This is a genomic window from Nitratireductor sp. L15S-10, from assembly GCF_045011005.1.
Classification (GTDB): domain Bacteria; phylum Pseudomonadota; class Alphaproteobacteria; order Rhizobiales; family Rhizobiaceae; genus Nitratireductor.
Map to the genome: position 1 here is coordinate 3,458,117 of NZ_CP120674.1, position 16,713 is coordinate 3,474,829.

Below are 16,713 nucleotides of genomic sequence, written 5' to 3' on the forward strand. Positions count from 1 at the left end.
CCACCAATACCTCTTTAGGAGTATTTTAGTCGACTCATTTTGAGAAAATGTTGCCCAATAGCAACAAAAATTGATTTTTGTTAAGCATTTCAAGTTTGAAGTATGCAGAATACTGTCAGTCTTATTGCCCTATCTCACTAAAACAAGCGTCCCGACCTTAACGCTGCTATAAATTATTATAACATCCTCATTGGTCATTCGAATGCACCCTGAGGAAACAGCCCTGCCAATTGTCCAGGGCTCGTTGGTGCCATGAATGCGAAACAGAGTGGATCCGAGATACAGGGCGCGTGCGCCAAGCGGGTTTTCAGGCCCTCCCTCCATCACAGAGGGCAGTATACGGCCCTTTGCCGCCTCACGTCTGACCATCTCGATCGGCGGTCGCCAATCCGGCCATTCCGCTTTCTTTGTTATGCGCTCCCGGCCACGCCAGGCAAACCCTTCGCGACCGACACCGATTCCATAGCGCACCGCTGTACCGTCACCCCGCAGATGATACAGCCGCCGCTCAGCCGTCTCTATCACAATGGAGCCCGCGGGCAGGTTCTCCGAGAATGGCACCACCGAAGGCTTCAAATCTGTTTCGGCCCAGGGCGCTTTGAAAGACAAAGACCACTCACGCCTCACCCATGTCCCGGTTGCAGGATCGAACTGACGCACCGCAGCGGTCTGCGCATCTGCCGGCGTCGCAGGAAACAAAACAAACAACAGTGTCAACGCGCCTGCGACAGACTGGAAGATTGCCTTCGGCAGCTGCCTGCACGATGCGCGTTTCACTGCGCCTGGTCGAGTGTGACTATTCCAGTGTATCGTTCTTCGCCATCTCAAACGTCTCTCCCTCGATCCGGATGGAGGTCGTGTCAGGTGCCGAGATCGACCTGGTACGCCCATCCCGACATACAAGGGCAGGTCGTTCCACGATCACACAATCGACCTCTGTGTAGAGATTCCCCAGCGGCTTGCCGCGCGCGATGATCAGCGTGTTGCTTCCCAGTTTCAGGACGTGTTCCTCATTTCGCCCCATAAATGCCGCGACCCCGACTTCCCCAAAAGCCCCGGCGAAACTTCCCCCGTAGGCCACATCCGCACGTGGCCCTGCAAGAGCATGCCGTTTGGCCGACATCGCCCATGCATAACGCCTCAATACATCGACGCGTGCAGCATAAAGGGCTGCAATGTCTTTGTGCATTTCATCTGAGAAAGGCATCGGCGCCTGGAACAGCCTCGCGCCGCGCTCATTCGCGCGGACGAAATCGCAAGCTAGTAGAAGCAAACATCCAGACGCAATGAGCGCGTTGAGGTTCATCGCCACCCCCTGGGCGACCCCGCAACAGCGTGCCGCCTCCACTGCAAAAGCAGCCCGTCACGCGGCCTCGACTGCCCAAGGCTACCTGTGGCCGAATGGGCTGCTTGCTTTATTCATTGTGCGGCTAAATATCCGGCCTGTCCAGTGCATCGAGAGCAGCCGCCAGGTTCAGTGGTGTCGAAGGCAATCAAGCTGGGGCAAGCTCGGGCAGGCGGCAGGCGGCAGGCGGCGCGTGCGCTATTCGCGACTGTGACCATTCTCTTCCGCATCCATTGCGTTGAGTGCACTGAGCCGAAATCCATCGGCCTCGCCCTGGCGTGCTTTCTCGAGTTGCTCCGAAGCGATCCTCATCAGGCCGCGAAACTCTATCTGGTCTTCGAAGATCACCCCGCCAATATCAAGTGCGAGTTCGATCGTTTCCCCCTGCGCAACAAAGGGTGCCTTTGCAACAGCATTGCGAATGCGCTCACCGACATCACGCGCCTGCTCCACTGTCGCACCCGGCAAAAACACCCCAAACTCATTGCCGCTCAGGCGACCGACGACATCGCTGCGCCGCACATTGGCCCGGATCACCGATGCAATCTGGCGCATCGACTCTTCGCCATAGCTAAAGCCGTAGTCGATGCTGATGTCACGCGTGTTCTCGGCTTCCACGATCAGCAGGGCGCCAAAGGTGCGGCCTGCTTCAGAAACGGTCGCAGCGCGGCGTCGCTCCACCAGAGTGGTGAACATGTCGCCATTGAAAACCTCAGTGGAGGGATCATGGGCAGCAGCGAAATTCCGTTCTCGCTTTACACGTCTCAATTGCTCACTCGCCAGGCCGATATATGCAAACAGGGGCGTAGCAATGAACAGAGGCAAAACCAGTGCGGCGATTAGACTGCGCTGATAGGGATTGATGTCATCGCCGAAGAACAAGAGATAATGGATACAAAAGGAAAGCCCCACCGCAGCGACGGTGCCAAGCAGTATAAAGGCCGTGAGCCATGTCCAGCGCGGTTTGCGTTGCAAGAGCGACTTGTCCATATGCTTTCAACGCTCCCAGTGTGCCTGAGTCTTAGATAACCGGCAAACTTCTAACAAAAGCTTCATTGATGGATCGAGTTTTAACGATCACGGGAACGCGGCGAGTAATGACCCGATCGCGGATGAAGGCTCCGGGGAGTTTGACTACTGGCTTTTTCGGGTTTGCGGTGTCTGAACGACAGGCACCGAGCCATGATCGTTAAAATGCGCTCCATATATTTTGTTTGCCGGTTACGATTTTCTGCGCATGATCACTCAGATGCGGGGGCATCGAAGAAGGACCATCATGCCGACGAACTTTGCATCCGTGCACGCTTGTCTGGAGAAGGCGCAAGCGGAACTCACCGGCACCGACGCGGCGACCCAGCAGTTGCGAGAAGCGCTCGGACTGCTGATGGATGCCGCCCTCAAAGCCGAATATTCAGCCAAGCCACGGTCGTGCGAAGTCATCCCCTTCCCGCAGTCAGGCTCCCCTCGGCCCAAGCAGACCTCACATCACGGTTAGGTAAACGCGCTGCGCCCGTATGATCGGCGTCATTGCGCTTCGCCGTCGCACACCCGGTCGCGGGCCTTCTCGGCCTCACGCGCAATCATTCGTGTGCTCTCGCCAGCGCTTTCCATATGGATGGTTGTTCCGGAATGGTCGAGAAACACCAGCGCGACGTCGGCTTCCGGGCCCAGCATGACAGCCGCAACCCGCTGAAATCGCGGATCCCCATCAAGTCGGCGATTGAAGAGAACGCTCCCACCCACGTCGTTCAGGGCAGCCAGAAGGGCGGTCTCGAAACCCTGCGCAATCAAATCTGCAAGGTTCAGCAACAATTCCAGCTGGACCACCTCCAGCGACACTTCTTTCGACACTTTGACGCTACTCGAATCACTACATACGCTCAGAAGTTAGCCGCGTTATCAGAAGCCCGGCAACCAAGCCACGGGAACAGATTGTATCATTATGAAACATGGTTCCGATGCATTGTCCTTACCCTCATTCGCCCGAGGGGTGGCCTGCCATCCCTCGGGGCGAGAAACCGTCAAATTCGGAGTTTCAGCAGGGGGAAAATTTCATCTTGAAATCGATTACATTTGCCATACAATCGATTTCATTGACGTGGCAGGACACCTGCGGAGGACACGTCAAAGGGAAGGAAACACACGACCGGCAATGGGGCCTCGGCTGCCTGCGCCGCTGGTGTCTGTCATCAGGGAGGAATTCATGAAACGACTGGCAACTGTCGCCCTGGCCGCTGCTGCCCTTGCGGGCACCGCACTCTCGGCCCTGGCTGAAGATTTCAAGATCGGCCTTTCAAACGGCTGGGTGGGCAGCGAGTGGCGCACCCAGATGATCGAGGAAGCCGAACAGGCCGCAGCCGCCTGGAAGGAAAAAGGCGTGAATGTCGAAGTGGTTGCGCAGAGCGCCAATGTCGACGTGCCAGGTCAGATCGCCCATGTGCGCAATTTCATCAGCCAGGGCGTTGACGCGATCATCATCAACCCCAACAGCCCGACCGCCTTTGACCCTGTGTTCGCGCAGGCCAAGGAAGCCGGCATTCTGGTGATCGCCACCGATGCCGAAGTTTCTTCGCCCGACGCCATCTATGTGGGTATCGATCAGAAAGGCTGGGCGATGGAAAGCGCCAAATGGCTGGCCGAAACGCTGGAAGGCGAAGGCAAGGTGGTCGCCATCAACGGCGTGGCGGGCCACCCGGCAAATGAAATGCGCGTTGCCGGCTACCGCGAGGTGTTCGGCGAGCACGAGGGCATAGAGATCGTCAACGAAGTGAACGCCAACTGGGACCAGGCGCAGGGCCAGCAGGCGATGCAGAACCTGCTTGCCACCTATCCCGACATTGACGGCGTCTGGGTTCAGGACGGCATGGCCGCCGGCGCGTGGCGATCCATCATGGATGCCGACAAGGCGGGCGACATCGCCGCAACCGGCGAAATCCGCAAGGACTTCATCGACATCTGGACCGAAAACGACTTGAACTCCGGTGCATCGGTGAACCCGCCCGGCGTGATGGCAAGCGCGCTCAACGTGGCTGTTCTCATGCTGCAGGGACGCGAGTTGAAGGAGCCTGCCACGGCCGGGCAGTACAACAACGCCATGTATCTGCCGATTCCCTTCATCAGTTCTGAGAACCTGAAGGAAGTGGCCGCTTCGGTCGAAGGCAAGCCGGGCTACTATTCCTATACAAGCTCGCTTTCCATCGAGGATGCGGAAGCGCTGTTCAAGTAAGCCCGTTCCATGATTGCCGCGCCGGCATTGACTGGCGCGGCGCTCTCTTTGGAAACATGTCATGACCAAACTGAAGCTCAGCGGTGTAAGCAAGGCTTACGGCGCCACGCTGGCGCTACGCCGCGGCGACCTCGCACTCGACACGGGTGAAGTGCATGTGCTGATCGGTGCCAATGGCTCCGGCAAGAGCACGCTTTGCAAGATTGTCGCTGGCAGCGTGCGGCCCGATGCCGGCGAGGTGCTGCTTGACGGGAACGCGGTGACCGTGAGCGGCCCCCGTGCTGCGCAGGCGCTGGGCATCGGCATTTTTTATCAGGAACTGAGCCTCGCCGATCATCGCAGCGTGGCCGAGAACATCTGCCTGCCGGACCTTCCGAGAAAAAGCAGGCTTTTCGTCGATCGCGAAGCACTGGCAGAAAAGGCCAGCCGCTACATTGCGCTGTTCGAAACGGTTGCAGGCGACAGCCTGCATGCCACGGCCACCGTCGGCGAACTGCGGGCGGACCAGCGGCAACTGGTGGAGATCATGAAGGCGCTGGCGACGGAAGCGCCGATCCTGATTTTCGACGAGCCCACCTCCGCCCTCGACCGCGCGCAGGTGGACCGCTTTTTCGAGATTTTGCGCGACCTCAAGAACGAGGGGCGAAGCATTGTGTTCATTTCCCATCGCATGGATGAGATCTTTGCCATCGGCGACCGGGTGACGGTGATCCGCGATGGCGAAACGGTGGGCACAGAAGCCATCGCAGACACAAGTCCCGAGGCGGTCATACACATGATGGTGGGCGAGCAGGAAGTGCTGGCCGCGCCGCAGGCGGCACCCCCGCCGCTTCAGGCTTCCAGCGATGTGGCGCTGGCGGTGGAGAACCTGACGGGCGTGGGATTCCGCGATGTCGGCTTTTCCGTGCGGCGTGGTGAAATTCTCGGGCTTGGCGGCCTGCATGGGCAGGGACAATCGGCACTGCTCAAGGCGCTGTTCGGCGCGCCGCCGGCACGTGCGGGTCAGGTGATGCTCAATGGACAGCCGCTTCGCACGGAAAGCCCGCGCGCGGCCATCGCGCACGGCATCGCCTTTGTTTCGGGGGATCGGGGGCGCGACGGCGTCATCAGCGGACGGCCCATTCTTGAAAATGTCATTCCCATACATGCGCTGCGTAACAGGCTTGTACTGGCAAGACCCAGGTCGCTTTCGGAAAAGGCGCTGCCTGCGCTGAAGGCACTGAACACCAAGTTTGCCGGGCTCTCCCATTCCATTGGCTCGCTGTCGGGCGGAAACCAGCAGAAGATCGTCATCGCCCGCTGGCTGATCGACAAACCAGATATCCTGCTTCTCGACGATCCGACAAAGGGCATCGACCTTTCGGCCAAGGCGGACCTTTTCGTCCTGATCCGCAGGCTCGCCGAAGAAGGGCTCGCAATCCTGCTTTACTCCTCCGAAGACGCCGAGCTCCTGAACAATGCCGACCGGATTCTGGTCTTCAATGGCGGGGCGGTGAGCCGCGAGCTGAGCGGCGCTGAGCGCACCCGCTACAATCTCTACCAGGCAGCCTACGAGGCGGCATGACGATGACCAGTGTTTCCAGCCCCACCAGACAGGACAATGGAAGCTTTCGGGCGCTGCTCGGGCGGTTTCCCTTTCTCCCTGCCCTTCTGATTCTCGTCGTGCTTCTGGTTCTGAACGGCATTTTTGAACCGAACAGCCTGAGCTTCCGCTCGCTGACAGGGCTCGTGCGCACCTATCTGGCGCTGATGCTTCTGGCCGTGGCGCAGACCTATGTGGTCTATGCCGCAGACATCGACCTTTCGGTCGGCGCCATCGCCTCGCTGGTCAATGTGACGATCATCGTGCTGATGCAGCATATGGGTGGAGGCGGGCTTTCGGTTCTGGCCGCACTCGGCGTGGGCGTCCTCGTAGGGCTCGCCTGCGGGCTGGTCAACGGTTTCGTGGTGGCTGCACTCCGGCTCCAGGCCATCGTCGCAACCTTTGCCACCAGCATCTTCTTCACCGGGCTGGCGCTCGTCATCCTGCCGGTGGCCGGCATGCCCGCGCCCACCGTTTTCTGGCGCACGTATGGCGGCACATTCTTCGGCATTCCGTTCGTCTTCTATGTGGCTGCGGCGCTCGCCATTCTGCTTTACCTGCTTGCCCGCACCCGGCTTGCCACGCAACTTCTGGCGGTGGGCGACGGGCAGCAGGCAGCCTTTCAAAGCGGGCTTCCCGTGACAGCGATCCGCATTGGCGGCTATGCGCTGTGCGGCGTGTTCGCAGCGCTTGCCGCCTTCTGCATCACAGGCGACACGGCGAGCGGCGATCCTCTCGTCGGCGCGAAGATGACGCTCTTCAGTGTGGCGGCCGTGGTGCTGGGTGGAAGCGCGCTTTCGGGCGGTTTCGGCACGGTTGCGGGCTCCGTCATCGCGGCGCTGATCATCGGGCTCATCAACTCGCTTGTGTTCTTCGCCGGAACACCCTCGCACTGGCAGAACTTCGTACAGGGCCTCGCCATACTCGCGGCCCTGATGGTTGGCGTTCTGGTGAGCCGCAGGGGACGCACATGAGCCGGGTCATCGAAATCGCGAAAAATCCGCTCCTGATCGCTCTGGCGCTCATCGCCGCACTTCTGTTTCTCGGCAACACGCTTTCGCCGGGTTTCGCCTCGGGCGGGCAGATTCTGCGCCTGCTTATCGTTGCCGCCCTGCTCGGCATCGTGGCTGCCGGGCAGAACCTCGTCATTCTGGGTGGGCGGGAAGGCATCGACCTTTCGGTCGGCGGCGTGGTCTCCCTTTCAGCCATCGTTGCCGGCAATGTGATGAACGGCATGGATGGCGGCATCCCGCTGGCCATTCTGGCCTGTGTTGCGACCGGCGCGCTCTTTGGCCTGTTCAATGGGCTCGGTGTTACGCTCTTGCGCATTCCGCCACTGGTGATGACGCTTGGCATGCTGGGCGTACTTCAAGGGCTTCTGGTGGTCATCCGGCAGGGCATCCCTTCGGGCCGTGCGGCCCCTGCCCTTTCGGAATTCGTGACCCGGCCATTCCTTCTCGGTCTGCCCGGCATCATCTGGCTGTGGATCGGCGTTGGCCTGCTGATGGCCTTCATTCTGCACCGCACGGTCTTCGGCCAGCGCATCTATGCGATCGGCTCCAACGAGCAGGCCGCCTTCATGGCCGGCGTGCCGGTGCGGCGCATGCGCATTGCGCTCTTCATGCTTTCAGGCGTGTTTGCCGCCATTGCCGGGCTTTGCCTGCTTGGCTATTCCGGCTCCTCATTTGCCAATGTGGGGGAGCAATACATGTTGCCTTCGATTATTGCCGTGGTGTTTGGCGGCACGCCGCTTTCAGGCGGCAAAGGCGGCTACACCGGCACGATGGCGGGTGCTGTTCTGCTGGTGGTGCTGCAGAGCATCCTGACCACGATCAATATCGATGAATCGGGCCGGCAGATGGTGTTCGGCGCCACGCTTCTGGTATTGATGCTGTTCTATGGCCGTGGGCGGGGGCTGCGCGCATGAACCGTCGCCCCAAGATCAAGGATATCGCCCAGGCGCTTGGCGTTTCCCCGGCCACCGTGTCACGCGCACTGAGCGGCAGCGACCTTGTGACGAGTGAGACCCGCGCGCGCGTGCGCAAAACGGCCGATGCACTGAACTACCGCCCCAATGTCAGCGCCCGCAGCCTGCGCACCGCCCGCTCCATGGCGGTGCTGATGGTGGTGCGTGATGTGGGCAACCCGTTCTATCTCGATATTCTGAAAAGCGTGGAAGCGACTGCACGTGCTGCCGGCTATTCCGTGCTGATGGGCAACACCGAAAACGACCCCGAACGCGAGATCGAATATTTCGACATGCTACGCGACGGGCATGCAGACGGCATGATCCTGATGACGGGCAAACTGCCTGAGGAAGATGGTCCGCGGAACAGGTTACCCCCGAACGCGCCCATCGTGGTGGCGCTGGAAACGATTGAAGGGTCTGGCTTTCCCCATGTACAGATCGACAATGTCGCGGCAGCCTGCGAGGCGGTGGAACACCTGATCGGGCTCGGCCATCGGCGCATTGCCCATATTTCCGGTCCCGTGCCGGAGGTGATGAGCCTTCGCCGCCAGGAGGGCTATCGCCGTGCCATGCGCAAAGCGGGGCTTGCCATTCCGGAGGGCTATGAACAGCGCGGCGACTATCTTCTCCATGGCGGGGCGCGGGCCTGCAAGGCGCTGTTCGAGCTTCCCGAACCGCCCACGGCAATCTTTGTCGCCAATGACGAAATGGCCTTCGGTGCCATTCACCACCTGCGCGAATCGGGACGCGACGTGCCGGGCGACGTATCCGTTGTCGGGTTCGACGATCTATATCTGAGTGAGGCGTTCTATCCTCCGCTCACCACCGTCAGCCAGCCGCGTATCGACATCGGTGAACAGGCAATGAGCATTCTTCTCAAGATGCTGTCCGGTGCGCTTGTGCCGGCAAAACCAGTCGTCCTGCCGGCCACGCTGCGCGTGCGCGGCACCACCGCACCACCCAAATCAGCTTGAAAGGGAAACAACCATGTCCGCACAGCCAAGAAAACGCCTGCGCATCGGCCTTGTCGGCACCGGCTTCATCGCCGAATTTCACCTGCGCTCCATGGTGGCCGTGCGCCATGTGGACGTGACCGCCGTCTACAGCCGCAAGGCGGAAAACCGCGAACGCATTGTCAAACTGGTGGCTGAACTGGGGCTCGGCGAGTGCAAGAGCCATGACAGCCTCGTGTCCATGCTGCAGGCGGACGATGTGGACGCGATCTGGATCCTCTCGCCCAATGACACGCGCGTGGACACCATGCGCACCATCCATGACGAAGTGGTGGCCGGGCGCAGCAAGGTGTTTGCCGTGGCCTGCGAAAAGCCGCTGGCTCGGACGGTGGCCGATGCACGCGAGATGCTGAGGCTGGCCGAAGCCGCCAAGCTGAACCATGGCTACCTGGAAAATCAGGTTTTTGCGACGCCCGTTCTGCGCGGCAAGGAGATCATCTGGCGGCGCGCCGCTTCCACGACCGGCCGGCCCTATCTGGCTCGCGCAGCGGAAGAGCATTCCGGCCCGCACGAACCGTGGTTCTGGCAGGGCGACAAGCAGGGCGGCGGCGTGCTGCTCGACATGATGTGCCACAGCGTCGAGGTGGCACGCCATCTCCTGACAGAACCGGGCAAGAAGCGCGATTCGCTGAAGCTCAAGGCGGTGCAGGGCAATGTGGCCAATCTGAAATGGACCCGGCCGCGCTATGTGGAAGACCTGAAGAAGCGCTTCGGCCCCGAAGTGGATTATGCAAACCGTCCTTCGGAAGATTTCGCGCGTGGCAATGTGATGCTGGAAGACGAGGACGGCAACGAGCTGATGATCGAGGCGAGCACGTCCTGGGCCTATGTGGGAGCCGGCCTGCGCATTCAGCTTGAGCTTCTTGGCCCCGAATATGCGATGGAGTTCAACTCGCTGGGAACCGGGCTCAAGATCTTCATGTCGCGCGAGGTGACCGGCGACGAGGGTGAGGATCTCGTTGAAAAGCAGAACGCCGAGCAGGGCCTGATGCCGGTGCTGGAAGATGAAGCCGGGGTCTATGGCTACACGGATGAGAACCGGCACATGGTCGAGTGCTTCCGCAAGGGCGAAGAGCCTATTGAGACCTTTGCCGACGGTGTTGCGGTGATGGAAATTCTTATGGGTCTGTACCTCTCCTCGGAAACCGGGAACACGGTGCGCTTCCCAAATCCCGATCTGGAGAATTACGTGCCAGTGGTAGCGCGCCGGTAAGACTGTGCTTGGTTCACCGGCTGGAGCGCACAGCCAGCCGGTGAGTTGCCTCCCGTGGCACATTTGACATCTGCGGCACACCGGCTTTCCAGTAGCCGACCTCGTCGGAGCGCGCGCCGCCCGGGCCCATCCCGATTTCCGATGCCTCCGTTGTTATGAAGGCCGGTGCCATAATGACACACGGGTGTTGAACCTATTGCTTTCCCCCTTTGATCGGTATCTGTGGGCGGCTAAGGGTCGCCCATATTCAAGAGCTCGTTATGGGGACACGGTAGACGAGATTGCTCGAACGACCGGTCTGCCGTGTGTGGACACTCACGGTGCTGGGTCAGGCGAAGGAACGACGTGGAGGGGAACATGAGCCAAACATCCGACATCATCGTTATCGGCGGCGGTATCGCCGGCATCGGCGCCGGTGCGCGGATTTCAGCGGATGCGAAAGTCACTGTCCTCGAGGCGGAAGAGGCTATCGGCTACCACGCAACAGGTCGCTCCGCAGCGATCTATATCCGCAATTATGGCAACGTCACGCTGCGCGCACTGAACGCGGCCTCGGAACCGGTGTTCCGCGAGCCGGAAGGCATATGTGAGGAGAGCGTTCTAAGCCCGCGGGGATTGCTGTATGTGGCCAGCGATGAGCATGTGGACGCGCTCGACAACATCCTCCAGGGCGCGACCGGCATGGAACGGCTTAGCGTGGACGAGGCCATCGCGCGCGTTCCCATTCTGAAACGCGAAAGCGTCGTTGCAGCCGCGATCGAGCCGGGCGCTCAGGACATCGATGTCGACCGCCTTTTGCAGGGCTTTGCCAGAATGCTGCGCCATCGCGGTGGTGCCATTGTCAACAAGGCGCCCGTGACCGCTATTTCGCGCGAAAACGGCACGTGGACGCTGGAAACACCGCAGGGCTCGTTCTCCGCACCCGTCATCGTAAACGCCGCCGGCGCCTGGGCCGACGAGATTGCGAGGCTGGCGGGTGTCCAGCCGCTGGGCCTGACGCCGATGCGCCGCTCCGCCGTGATCCTGCCTGCGCCTGACGGGCATGACGTGACAGGCTGGCCGCTTTTTGCCTGCGCCGGCGAAGGCTGGTACGCCAAGCCGGATGCCGGCAAGCTTATGGTCTCGCCGGCGGACGAAGACCCGTCCGAACCCTTCGATGCCTGGCCCGACGATATGGTACTGGCCGAAGGGCTGCATCGTTTCGAGCAGGCTGTGACCGTGCCCGTCACACGCATCGAGCGAAGCTGGGCGGGCCTGCGCAGCTTTTTCCCCGACCGCACGCCCGCCGTGGGCTTCGCGCCGGACGCGGAAGGCTTCTTCTGGCTGGCCGGTCAGGGCGGGTATGGCGTGCAGACCTCGCCTGCCCTCTCTGCGCTGGCAGCCGATCTTTGTGCGGGGCGCTCTGCCACCCTGCCCGATACCGTGGTGCAGGCCCTTGCACCGAACCGTCTCATCAAGTCCTGAAAGGAAATTTCATGTCCGAAATCAAACGCGTCGACACCGGCACCCGCATGAGCCAGGCCGTCATTCATAATGGCACGATCTATCTCGCCGGCCAGGTGGGTACGCCGGGCGCGAGCGTGGCTGCGCAGACCAAAGACATCTTGCAGAAGATCGATGCGCTTCTGGAGCAGAACGGTTCTGACAAGACCCGCATCCTGCAGGCGACCATCTGGCTTGCGGACATGAAGGATTTTTCCGAGATGAACGAGGTCTGGGACGCCTGGGTCGCGCCCGGCCACGCGCCAGCCCGCGCCTGCGGCGAGTCCGCGCTGGCCACGCCTGATTACACGGTCGAGATCATCGTGGTAGCAGCCGCCGGCTGATCACGCCGCACGCTTTACCGGTATCACCGGCTCCTGGCTCGCCCCCAGGGCGAGCCGGACGAGAACGAACCCAAACACACCTGTGGCCAGAAAGCCGGATGCGAGCGGTATTGTCGTCTGGTTGTAGAATGCGCCGAAGCCGACCGCAAAGACCACGGCCACGAGGCTCGATCCGGACGCAATGAGTGAGGCCCCAAGCCCCGCCAGCTGTCCGAGTGACTGCATCGCCATGGCATTGAGATTGCCAAACAGAATGCCGATGCAGAAGAAGATGACGAACCCCATTGCCATGAAGACCAGAAATGGCGGCCTGCCTTCGTAGAAAACTGACAGGGAAAGCATGCCAAGGCCCAGGATGACAAGGCCGATCAGAGCCCCCTCGCACATCGCCTGCATGCCAAAGCGGCGCACCACCTGTGCATTGGCCATGGACGCAAGGCCCATGCCGGCGGCAAACGCGGCGAAATAGGCGGGGAACAGAGTGGACACGCCGTATACGTCGAAAAAGATGTCGGCTGCCGTGCTCAAATATTGAAGATGTGCACCGAAGACGAGGCCGGTCGCCACGATAAGAAGCGTCACACGCCGATTGCCCAGGATGCGCGCAGCGTTCTGCACAAGGGAGACCGGATGGAAACGGATGCGGCTTTGCGGCGGAAGTGTTTCGGGCTGCCGTGCCATCAGCCAGATGCACAGAAACACCGAGAGAGCGAGATAAACCATGAAGATGGCCCGCCAGCCGGCAAAAGCCAGAACGAGCTGCCCCATCGCCGGGGCGAGCATCGGTACGAGAATGAACAGCACGAACATGAAAGACATGATCCGCGCCATTGCCTCACCCTCAAATTGGTCCCGGATCAGAGCGCGAGTGCCGATCTTCGGCCCTGCCACGCCGATGCCCTGCAGAACGCGGCCCAGAACGATCACGCCGACGCTTGTCGACAACATCGCCACCAATGTGCCCGCCATATAAAGACCGAGTCCCAAGACGAGAGCCTTCTTGCGCCCTATGGCATCGGAAATCGGGCCGAGGAACAACTCGCCGAAAACCATGCCGAAGATGAAGAGCGACACGATGTGCTGTGTGGAGAGTGGCGGCTCCACATGGAGTTCCGTCTCAATGATCCGCAAGGCCGGCAGCACCGCATCGATGCTGATTGCTGTCAGTGATGTGAGAAACGCGTAGAGCGCGACGCGCTCGAACGAGATGGACGGTTTTTTCAACAGCAGGCCTGAACGGTCAGATTGGCAGGGGGCGGCGCTCTTCTATGGCCTCCATGGCAAAATAAGACGTGACGGATTCAAGCTCGACCTTCTGGATCAGGCGCTGATAGACGGAATCATAGCTTTCCATATCGGTCGTCACGATGCGCAGCATGTAATCATAATCGCCGCCGATGCGGAAGAAGTCGACGATTTCGGGAATGCTGGAAACATGCTGACGGAACGTCTGCAGCCATGCCGTGGAGTGATGGCGTGTTTTCACCATCACGAACACAACAAGGCCCAGCCCCAGCTTGTTCCTGTCCACCTGAAGCGTGCGGCCACGGATCACGCCGCGCTCTTCCAGCGACTTGAGACGTCGCCAGCAGGCATTCTGGGAAAGACCCACCTTTTCCGCGAGATCCCTTTGCGAGAGAGATGCGTCTCGCTGAAGCGCCCGCAATATACGCCTGTCAAACTGATCTATTTTCTCAACCATATCCGATCATATGACCCAAATTTCTCGCAGTATCCATCATTATCTGTGAAAATGATAGACGATCACTGTGCGATCCTTTCGTTCTGACGACTTTGATGGATTGAACCATGGCACGTGATGTTCTGAACGCCTTCAAGCACAGCCTCAAACGCGCGGACATTGCCGAGTATCTGCGGACCGGTCTGATCGGCGAGAATGCGATGATCGACGGTCCTTGCGGGCAAAAGCCGCTGATCTATGCGGATTATGTGGCCTCTGGCCGCGCGCTTGCGCAGGTAGAGGATTTCATCCGCGATGAGGTACTGCCCTACTACGCCAACAGCCACACCGAAGCCTCGTATTGCGGCTCGTTCTCAACGCGCTTGCGCGAGGCGGCGCGTGCCGAGATTCACCGCCTCGTCAAAGCGGATGAAGAGACGAGCGTGGTCTTCTCCGGATCGGGCGCTACATCCGGCATCAACCGGCTCGTGCGCCTGCTGCAGATCACAGAAACCATCGCGGCCGGCGGTCGGGTGGTGGTGTTTACCGGCCCTTATGAGCATCATTCGAACATTCTGCCCTGGCGCGAGAGCGGTGCAACGATCATCGCCATTCCCGAAACCGCCTGCGGCGGTCCGGACATGGAGGCGCTGAGCGCTGCACTTGAAGCCAATGCCGACGCAACATTGAAGGTGGGTACCTTTTCCGCAGCCTCCAATGTCACCGGCATAACGACCGACACGGATGCAGTGACGCGGCTTCTCAAGGCGCATGATGCGCTCGCCATCTGGGACTATGCAGGCGGCGCGCCCTATCTCGACATCGACATGAAATCGGGCACCGACTGCGCAAAGGATGCCGTGGTGCTCTCACCCCACAAATTCCCCGGCGGTCCCGGCGCTTCGGGCCTTCTGATCCTGCGCGACGCCATCGCGCGCACCGCACAGCCGACCATGCCCGGCGGCGGTTCGGTGACCTTCGTGTCACCATGGGCGCATGATTATTCCCGATCCCTTTCAGCCCGCGAGGAAGCCGGAACCCCCAATGTGGTGGGCGACATCCGCGCCGCGCTCGTCCTCCTGGTGAAGGAAGCACTTGGCCAGGATTTCATTGATCGCCGGCACGAGGAGCTGCGTAAACGGGCGCTCGGCGTCTGGTCGCTGAACCCCTGCCTTCAGCTTCTTGGCAACCCCGCTGCGCCGCGGCTGCCGATCTTCTCGTTCCGCATTCTTTGCCCTGAAGGCAATACGCTGCACCATCAGCTTTTCACGCGGATGCTGAGCGATCTTCACGGCATTCAGGCGCGCGGCGGCTGTGCCTGCGCGGGCCCCTATGCGCATCACCTGCTTGGCATTGATGAACGGCACTCAGCCGCGCTGCTCGAGAGCATTCGAGAGGGCCGGGAGATGGAGAAGCCTGGCTGGGTGCGGCTGAACCTCAGCTATCTGATGACTAACGATAAGGCCGATTTCGTCATCAACACGGTCGACCGCCTGGCGCGCGAGGCACACCGTCACGCGAGCGCCTATGATTTCGACCCGAGCACCGCGCGTTTCCGCCACAAGGGCCTCGCGCTGGCGGGTTGACCCTGTCCGCTGGTGCAGTGGCTGTTCCCCCGGCTTCGTCCGATTGAAGCCGATTGCGTGACGGAGAATTCCGGGAGCCAGTCGTGCCCCGTTTCAGGACCGGCTTTTTCTCCTCAAAAAAACGGCGTCCTTTGAAGGGACGCCGCTGCTGCTTCGGATGCTCCTGGCCTCACTCCGGTTGAGGAATAGGCATTGCCTTGACGGTGCTCGTGCCCTGATCAGGATCAACGCCGAACCAGGTCTTGTGGATGGCTGCCATCGTGCCGTCTTCCTTCATGGCCGAGATTGCCTCGTTTGCCTTTTCCAGAAGGGGATGGTCCTTGCGTGTCATCATCGCAAAGCGTTCGCCAGTCGGGATGCGTACAAGGATCTTGAGGCCCGGCACCTGCGTCATCGCATACTGAAATCCAGCGATTTCACCAGCACCGCCTTCGAGACGACCCGCCCGGACGTCAAGCAGGAGATCCTGCTGCGCCGAATAGGAGCGGATGTCCGCAATGCCGTATTTCTCGGCATTCTCCTTCGCCCAGGCTTCGCCGGTGGTGGCAGCCACGACGCCGATCGTCTTGCCCTCAAGCTCCTCCAGCGTCGCGACTTCAGAATCCTCGCGCCCCACAATCGTGCCGTCACTGTCGTAATAGGGCTGGGTGAAGGACTGGTTCTGCAACCGTTCATTGGTAATCGAGATCGACGATATGGCAAAGTCGATCCGCCCTGAGCTTGTTGCGGCAAACAGTGCCTGAAAACCCAGATCCTGGAACGTGACCTCCATGCCCAGACGCTTGGCAACCTCGCGGGCGACGTCCACCTCAAATCCCTCGAAGTCACCGGTCTCGGTCTTGTACTCCCACGGCGGGTTGGCCGGATAGGCACCTACCGTGATGGTTTCTGCGAATGCCGCCGGCACAAATGACGCCGCTGCGAGCGCGATGGACAGAGCAAATGCGCGGATCTTCATGATCGATCTTCTCCCATTCTCACCGGCCCCTGTTCCCAGTGGAGCCCGGAAATTGTTTGATCACATGATCATTTATTCTGCAGCAGATCAATGGATATTTGAAGCTCAAAAAATCGCGCATATCCCCGGCAGAGGTTTCTCCCCCGATCGGGTCCATGCAGAAGCGGCGGCCGGAAAACGCCACCGCGCTCCAGGATTTCACGTGGCGCGAATGACAAGCTGCCAGAGCGGTTCACCGTTTCACGGAAACGCTGCCCCGCTCTATCCATCAGTTTTTCCGCATTTGTGCGGACGTCAGGTGTTTCCATCTGACT

At 60.4% G+C, this 16,713-nt stretch carries 18 protein-coding genes; 10 read left to right on the top strand and 8 right to left on the bottom strand.

Annotated features, from left to right (window positions below; all coding sequences use genetic code 11):
- Window positions 1-129: 129 nt before the first annotated feature.
- From P2W41_RS16445 to P2W41_RS16455, 3 genes are all read right to left on the bottom strand, one after another.
- Window positions 130-717, bottom strand: coding sequence for a L,D-transpeptidase (locus P2W41_RS16445; protein WP_404935006.1), 588 nt, complete (start codon window positions 715-717; stop codon window positions 130-132).
- A gap of 79 nt (window positions 718-796) precedes the next feature.
- Window positions 797-1,189, bottom strand: coding sequence for a hypothetical protein (locus P2W41_RS16450; protein ID WP_404933792.1), 393 nt, complete (start codon window positions 1,187-1,189; stop codon window positions 797-799).
- A 354-nt stretch (window positions 1,190-1,543) separates the two neighbouring features.
- Window positions 1,544-2,335 carry a GGDEF domain-containing protein gene (locus tag P2W41_RS16455; protein WP_292899041.1) on the bottom strand — a complete coding sequence of 264 codons (792 nt, stop codon included), beginning with the start codon at window positions 2,333-2,335 and terminating at the stop codon, window positions 1,544-1,546.
- Window positions 2,336-2,621: 286 nt separating this feature from the next.
- On the opposite strand from P2W41_RS16455, the gene P2W41_RS16460 reads away from it, so the two are divergent.
- Window positions 2,622-2,840 (top strand): hypothetical protein, encoded by a 219-nt coding sequence (locus P2W41_RS16460; RefSeq protein ID WP_404933793.1) that lies wholly within the window; start codon window positions 2,622-2,624, stop codon window positions 2,838-2,840.
- Between the two features lie 29 nt (window positions 2,841-2,869).
- Here the strand turns inward: P2W41_RS16460 and P2W41_RS16465 are convergent, their stop codons facing one another.
- Window positions 2,870-3,196, bottom strand: a complete 327-nt coding sequence (locus P2W41_RS16465; protein WP_404933794.1) for a hypothetical protein — start codon at window positions 3,194-3,196, stop codon at window positions 2,870-2,872.
- A gap of 352 nt (window positions 3,197-3,548) precedes the next feature.
- Between P2W41_RS16465 and P2W41_RS16470 the strand changes: the two genes are divergently transcribed.
- From P2W41_RS16470 to P2W41_RS16505, 8 genes are all read left to right on the top strand, one after another.
- Window positions 3,549-4,571 (top strand): ABC transporter substrate-binding protein, encoded by a 1,023-nt coding sequence (locus tag P2W41_RS16470; protein ID WP_292899035.1) that lies wholly within the window; start codon window positions 3,549-3,551, stop codon window positions 4,569-4,571.
- A 61-nt stretch (window positions 4,572-4,632) separates the two neighbouring features.
- Complete coding sequence (locus tag P2W41_RS16475) at window positions 4,633-6,135, top strand: sugar ABC transporter ATP-binding protein (protein WP_404933795.1); 1,503 nt, start codon at window positions 4,633-4,635, stop codon at window positions 6,133-6,135.
- 2 nt (window positions 6,136-6,137) lie between these two features.
- Window positions 6,138-7,127, top strand: coding sequence for an ABC transporter permease (locus tag P2W41_RS16480; protein WP_292900014.1), 990 nt, complete (start codon window positions 6,138-6,140; stop codon window positions 7,125-7,127).
- Complete coding sequence (locus P2W41_RS16485; protein WP_404933796.1) at window positions 7,124-8,080, top strand: ABC transporter permease; 957 nt, start codon at window positions 7,124-7,126, stop codon at window positions 8,078-8,080. Before P2W41_RS16480 ends, P2W41_RS16485 begins: the two co-directional genes overlap by 4 nt.
- The gene (locus P2W41_RS16490) at window positions 8,077-9,096 is read left to right on the top strand and encodes a LacI family DNA-binding transcriptional regulator (RefSeq protein ID WP_404933797.1); all 1,020 of its coding nucleotides are present in this window, start codon (window positions 8,077-8,079) and stop codon (window positions 9,094-9,096) included. Before P2W41_RS16485 ends, P2W41_RS16490 begins: the two co-directional genes overlap by 4 nt.
- A 13-nt stretch (window positions 9,097-9,109) precedes the next feature.
- Entirely contained in the window at window positions 9,110-10,348 is a 1,239-nt protein-coding gene (locus P2W41_RS16495) for a Gfo/Idh/MocA family protein (RefSeq protein ID WP_292899028.1), read from the top strand.
- Between the two features lie 357 nt (window positions 10,349-10,705).
- Complete coding sequence (locus P2W41_RS16500) at window positions 10,706-11,812, top strand: NAD(P)/FAD-dependent oxidoreductase (RefSeq protein WP_404933798.1); 1,107 nt, start codon at window positions 10,706-10,708, stop codon at window positions 11,810-11,812.
- An 11-nt stretch (window positions 11,813-11,823) separates the two neighbouring features.
- The gene (locus P2W41_RS16505; protein ID WP_292899024.1) at window positions 11,824-12,174 is read left to right on the top strand and encodes a RidA family protein; all 351 of its coding nucleotides are present in this window, start codon (window positions 11,824-11,826) and stop codon (window positions 12,172-12,174) included.
- Here P2W41_RS16505 and P2W41_RS16510 read toward each other — a convergent pair whose 3' ends face one another.
- Window positions 12,175-13,398, bottom strand: a complete 1,224-nt coding sequence (locus P2W41_RS16510; protein ID WP_404933799.1) for a multidrug effflux MFS transporter — start codon at window positions 13,396-13,398, stop codon at window positions 12,175-12,177. It abuts the gene before it with no gap.
- Between the two features lie 16 nt (window positions 13,399-13,414).
- Window positions 13,415-13,876 carry an Lrp/AsnC family transcriptional regulator gene (locus P2W41_RS16515; protein WP_223019602.1) on the bottom strand — a complete coding sequence of 154 codons (462 nt, stop codon included), beginning with the start codon at window positions 13,874-13,876 and terminating at the stop codon, window positions 13,415-13,417.
- 107 nt (window positions 13,877-13,983) lie between these two features.
- On the opposite strand from P2W41_RS16515, the gene P2W41_RS16520 reads away from it, so the two are divergent.
- Window positions 13,984-15,441, top strand: coding sequence for an aminotransferase class V-fold PLP-dependent enzyme (locus tag P2W41_RS16520; protein WP_404933800.1), 1,458 nt, complete (start codon window positions 13,984-13,986; stop codon window positions 15,439-15,441).
- 169 nt (window positions 15,442-15,610) lie between these two features.
- On the opposite strand, the gene P2W41_RS16525 is transcribed toward P2W41_RS16520, so the two are convergent.
- Both P2W41_RS16525 and P2W41_RS16530 read right to left on the bottom strand, forming a co-directional pair.
- Window positions 15,611-16,399, bottom strand: coding sequence for an ABC transporter substrate-binding protein (locus tag P2W41_RS16525; protein ID WP_292899017.1), 789 nt, complete (start codon window positions 16,397-16,399; stop codon window positions 15,611-15,613).
- A 68-nt stretch (window positions 16,400-16,467) separates the two neighbouring features.
- The gene (locus P2W41_RS16530; RefSeq protein ID WP_404933801.1) at window positions 16,468-16,707 is read right to left on the bottom strand and encodes a hypothetical protein; all 240 of its coding nucleotides are present in this window, start codon (window positions 16,705-16,707) and stop codon (window positions 16,468-16,470) included.
- Window positions 16,708-16,713: the final 6 nt, after the last annotated feature.

Bases quoted from the DNA above. Each gene is read 5' to 3' on its own strand.
- P2W41_RS16485 (WP_404933796.1), top strand. From the start codon at position 7,124: ATGAGCCGGGTCATCGAAATCGCGAAAAATCCGCTCCTGATCGCTCTG.
- P2W41_RS16525 (WP_292899017.1), bottom strand. From the start codon at position 16,399: ATGAAGATCCGCGCATTTGCTCTGTCCATCGCGCTCGCAGCGGCGTCA.
- P2W41_RS16460 (WP_404933793.1), top strand. From the start codon at position 2,622: ATGCCGACGAACTTTGCATCCGTGCACGCTTGTCTGGAGAAGGCGCAA.
- P2W41_RS16520 (WP_404933800.1), top strand. From the start codon at position 13,984: ATGGCACGTGATGTTCTGAACGCCTTCAAGCACAGCCTCAAACGCGCG.
- P2W41_RS16490 (WP_404933797.1), top strand. From the start codon at position 8,077: ATGAACCGTCGCCCCAAGATCAAGGATATCGCCCAGGCGCTTGGCGTT.
- P2W41_RS16530 (WP_404933801.1), bottom strand. From the start codon at position 16,707: ATGGAAACACCTGACGTCCGCACAAATGCGGAAAAACTGATGGATAGA.
- P2W41_RS16515 (WP_223019602.1), bottom strand. From the start codon at position 13,876: ATGGTTGAGAAAATAGATCAGTTTGACAGGCGTATATTGCGGGCGCTT.
- P2W41_RS16495 (WP_292899028.1), top strand. From the start codon at position 9,110: ATGTCCGCACAGCCAAGAAAACGCCTGCGCATCGGCCTTGTCGGCACC.
- P2W41_RS16500 (WP_404933798.1), top strand. From the start codon at position 10,706: ATGAGCCAAACATCCGACATCATCGTTATCGGCGGCGGTATCGCCGGC.
- P2W41_RS16455 (WP_292899041.1), bottom strand. From the start codon at position 2,335: ATGGACAAGTCGCTCTTGCAACGCAAACCGCGCTGGACATGGCTCACG.
- P2W41_RS16450 (WP_404933792.1), bottom strand. From the start codon at position 1,189: ATGCACAAAGACATTGCAGCCCTTTATGCTGCACGCGTCGATGTATTG.
- P2W41_RS16480 (WP_292900014.1), top strand. From the start codon at position 6,138: ATGACCAGTGTTTCCAGCCCCACCAGACAGGACAATGGAAGCTTTCGG.
- P2W41_RS16505 (WP_292899024.1), top strand. From the start codon at position 11,824: ATGTCCGAAATCAAACGCGTCGACACCGGCACCCGCATGAGCCAGGCC.
- P2W41_RS16470 (WP_292899035.1), top strand. From the start codon at position 3,549: ATGAAACGACTGGCAACTGTCGCCCTGGCCGCTGCTGCCCTTGCGGGC.
- P2W41_RS16475 (WP_404933795.1), top strand. From the start codon at position 4,633: ATGACCAAACTGAAGCTCAGCGGTGTAAGCAAGGCTTACGGCGCCACG.